The sequence below is a fragment of the uncultured Rikenella sp. genome (genome assembly GCF_947628055.1).
Lineage (GTDB): Bacteria > Bacteroidota > Bacteroidia > Bacteroidales > Rikenellaceae > Rikenella.
Genome location: NZ_CANQYJ010000146.1, coordinates 1 through 4,142, shown reverse-complemented (window position 1 = coordinate 4,142; position 4,142 = coordinate 1). Strand labels below are relative to the sequence as shown.

General features: G+C 59.6%; 2 protein-coding genes. Both read right to left on the bottom strand.

Annotated elements, in window-relative coordinates; all coding sequences use genetic code 11:
• Positions 1–1,275: 1,275 nt before the first annotated feature.
• Positions 1,276–2,445 (bottom strand): GTPase, encoded by a 1,170-nt coding sequence (locus Q0Z93_RS09760; RefSeq protein WP_298065045.1) that lies wholly within the window; start codon positions 2,443–2,445, stop codon positions 1,276–1,278.
• Entirely contained in the window at positions 2,432–3,730 is a 1,299-nt protein-coding gene (locus Q0Z93_RS09755; RefSeq protein ID WP_298065042.1) for a cysteate synthase, read from the bottom strand. Before Q0Z93_RS09755 ends, Q0Z93_RS09760 begins: the two co-directional genes overlap by 14 nt.
• Positions 3,731–4,142: the final 412 nt, after the last annotated feature.

The following is a 4,142-nucleotide window of genomic DNA, read 5'->3' as shown; positions in this document are numbered from 1 at the left end:
GCGCGAGCAACTTCGGCAGAGCTCGTTGCTCTTTCCGCTGGCGGCGACCCGGTACTATTCAGAATCATTCTTTACCCGCGTGCCGGGGGATGAACATTCTTTGCCCGCGCACTGGCGGAAATCCTGTTCAAAAGCATGAATTGTTTTTGAACGATTTCCTACTCCAGCCGTTGCGCGCGGATGCCGGTGCCGCTCGACACGCGAACCGCACCCTTCGGGTGTTTTATTGGCCTGCCGGTAGCAAGATAAACTATCGCCAAAGGAGGAAACTGCCGTCGGGCCGGGCGGGCCGCGGGTGCCCCCGCCGGGCGAGCGATGCTAACACATTGCTATGGCAGCCTCTACCCCAAATTATTTTTTGTCCGCGCGCTGGCGGAAATCTTGTTCAAAAGCAGCTGCGCTTTTGAACGATTTCCTACTCCAGCCGTTGCGCGCGGATGCCGGTGCCGCTCGGCACTCCAGCGGGGAAGTTTGCTATACCTTAATCGGAGGAAACTGCCATCGGGCCGGGCAGGCCGCGGGTGCCTCCGCCGGGCGAGCGATGCTAACGCATCGCTATGGCAGCCTCTACCCCCAATTATTCATTGTCCCGCGCGCTGGCGGAAATCTTGTTCAAAAGCAATTCATGTTTTTGAACGATTTCCTATTCCAACCGTCGCGCGCGGGGTCGGTGCCGCTGGGCACTCCAGCGGGGGGAGGCTACACCTTTAACCGGAAGAAACTGCCCTCGGGCCGGGCGGGCCGCGGGTGCCTCCGCCGGGCGAGCGATGCTAACACATCGCTATGGCCGCCTCTATCCCAATTATTCATTGTCCGCGCGCTGGCGGAAATCTTGTTCAAAAACGCAAGCTGCTTTTGAACGATTTCCTATTCCAACCGTCGCGCGCGGGGAGTTTGAGGAGACTGCGCTCCCGCGCGGGGCCGCGTGCCCGCGGTGGGCGTGCGAAACTGCGTTTCGCTTAGGTCGGAACTACCCCAATTATTCTTTATCCGCGCACTGGCGGAAATCCTGTTCAAAAGCATGAATTGCTTTTGAACGATTTCCTACTCCAGCCGTCGCGCGCGGGGTGCCGCTCGGCATGCGATCCGCACCCTTCGGGTGTTTTATTGGCCTGCCGGTAGCAAGATAAACTATCCCCAAAGGAGGAAACTGCCATCGGGCCGGGCAGGCCGTTTAACTAAGTCCTCTCAAACTCTAACAAAAGCCCCAACGGGGCCCCGCGCCGGGCTTGCGAAACTTCGTTTTGCCGGAACCCGTGTTACCGCCGGCGAAAATCACCGATGAATTGACCGCCCCACCCGCAGCTTGCGGATCAGCATGCCGTAATTGGTGATCGGCACCCCGTTTTTGCGACAAGCGTGAATGCGCGCCTGAATCTGCCGCCGCGTCGAGACGCACCCCCCGCACTGCACCGCCAGCGCAAAATATCCCCCCGGTGAGCCCAGCTCCGCCGGAAACGGGTCGCGGCCGCTGACGAACGTGAACCGCAGGTCTTCAGTTCCCGTATATTCCCGCAGCCACTGCGGAATTTTCGTCCGTCCGATGTCTTCGCAAGTGATCTGGTGCGAGCAGTTTTCGACAATCAATATCCGGTCGCCCGGTTTGAGGGTGTCGACCGCCCGCAACCCTTCGGCATAGACCTCCGCATCCCCTTTCTGTTCCGCAAGTAGAACGCTGAACGAAGTCACCTCTGTCGCCGGACAGAGCTCACGCGCCACCGCCGTCACCTCCCGGAACGCCTGACTGTCGGTCACGATCAGCCGCGGTTTATGGACTGGCAAAGCCGCCGCGAGCTGTCCCGGCTGCACCGCCACCGCTATCGCTCCCAAGTCCAGCGCCGCACGCAGCGCTTGCACCTGCGGCAGGATCAGTCGCCCTGCCGGAGCCGCCCCGTCGATCGGACAGACGAATAGGATCGTGTCCCCCGCCGCAATCGGGCGCTCCCCGAAAAACGGCGGCACCTTCTGCGACAGTTCCGGAATGTTTTCCCGAATACGTTTTAAGATTTCATCCGACGAAAGAAGTTCCGCCCGGTTCGGCAAGATAAGTGTCGGAATATCGTTGGCCCGGACAGTCTCTATCCACCGCCGCTCCATTACCGACGGTTCGGATTCTCTCAAAAGAACCACCGCCAGATCGACTTCCGTCAACGTTTGCCGCGTTTTCCGCACCCGCTGCCGCCCCAGTTCGCCGGCCTCGTCGTCGATTCCCGCCGTGTCGATGAATACCACCGGCCCATAGCCTGCGATCTCGAATGTCCGCCGCACGGGATCGGCTGTCGTGCCCGCCAGCGGCGACACGATGGCTGCCTGCTGGCCGGTCAGTCGGTTCAGCAGGCTGCTTTTCCCGGCGTTCGTCACGCCGTAGATGCCCACGTGCGGAGTGCGGTCGCGTCCCATAGATGACCCCTTGTAAGGCCGGTTCTCGGATTTATCCTCTTGCAAAAAGTTTTTCGACGGTACGGACTACATAGTCCGGCTCCGGGTCGAGCGGAAAGACCTGGTGCGGTTTGAGATACCACAGCTGTTTGTCCCGCTGGAAGTAGTGCTCGCCGCCGCCGGTGATATTCAGCATCACGATCTTGTCCGGATCGACCGTGCCTGCTTTCACTGCCTGGATCAGCGTCGCCAGGGCCACTCCCGCGGCCGAGTAGATATCCACTCCTTCCATCTCCTCGAACAAACGGCGCGCCGCCCTTGCCTCTTCGTTCGTGGCTACTAAAATATCGCCGTCTGTCGCTTTCAAGGCGTCGTACAGTCCGCCGCGCACGCTGTACGGCGGTTTGCGGTTCGACAGCACTTTGGCGTCGATCGCTTCGGCGTCCGCCCGCGCCTGGTCGGCGTCGTATGGCAGCATCTCGCGCGAGTCCGCCCGCCATGCGTCGTACATCGGGGTGAACGGTATGTTCTGCGATACCATCAGTTTCATCACTTTGTTCCCGAACCGGCCGTCTTCGATGAGCCGCATATTGGCTTCCCAGGCGGCAATGGCGCCGGTGCCGCTCCCCACGGCCTGGAAGTAGTAGTCCGGTATTTCGCCTATGGTCGTCGCCGCCGACAGCACGGTCGTGGCCATCCCGTCGCGCCGGGCGACGTTCTTGGCTCCTCCCTCGGCATAAAACAAGGGTGATCCCAAAGCCAGGTTGCTCAAATGGATGGCGTCGAAATAGTCGCCTCCTGTCTGCGGTGCGATGAGTTTCACGCACGGATCGAGCGGTGCCTCGAACCAAAGGGCGTTGATGTTGTCTTCGGGTACGGACAGCAGCAGCGGAATGCGGTTGTCGGAGCATACTTTGGCGAAGGCTCGTGCGGTATTCCCCGCCGATGCGACTACCAGCACGCGTTTCTCGTCGTCGGCTCTGCGGGCGCAGACGTTGTAGGCTTCGGTTTCCTTGAACGAGCAGGTGGTCATCCGGGCTCCGACTTCGGGAAAGTAGCCGCTGAAGGTGATATACAGGTTTTTCAATCCGAGGTGTTCGGCGAGCCGTTTGCTTTTGTAGGTCACCGGGGCGTGGGAGCCTTTGAGCATCCGGCGCACGGGCAGCCAGTCGCAAAATCGGTAGATGCCGTGGTCTTCGCTCCGCACGTGGATCTGTTTGCTGGCGTAGCGGGTGCGTATCAGTGAGGGTTCCGGGCTCTCGGGGTCGTCGAGCATCCATCCCCGGTCTTCAAATTCACGGCCGGTGGCCACGTTGGTCAGGGTGTAGCGGGTGGGGGTGAAGTTGTCCATTCCGTGGGTTTAATGTTTTCGCCGGCATGTTGTCTGTCTGTCTATCTCCGGCGTGCCTGAAAGAAAATTATTACGATAACAAAGGTATGAAAATCTCTTTGCTGTAGGAATGGGTATAAATACTCATATCGAATGGTGGGCTGCGAAATGATTTGCGCTATATCGGCCTGTCCCGATGCGGAAAAATGCCTAACTTTACCGACCGGAATAATCGTTCGTTCATTCTGTGCCCTACTGTGAGTGACTGTTCTTTCTTTGAAAAGAAAGGCCCCATAGGGGCTTTCCGGGCTGTAATTACCCGACTTCTTAGGCTCCGCAGTCCTCCTGCATTGCTTTTTCTTTGGGCCGGGGCAATAGACCGCTCTACTGCTCCTCAGTTCGACCTCGCGCCCACCCCCCGAGCGGCTTCGCC

Bases quoted from the DNA above. Each gene is read 5' to 3' on its own strand.
- Q0Z93_RS09755 (WP_298065042.1), bottom strand. From the start codon at position 3,730: ATGGACAACTTCACCCCCACCCGCTACACCCTGACCAACGTGGCCACC.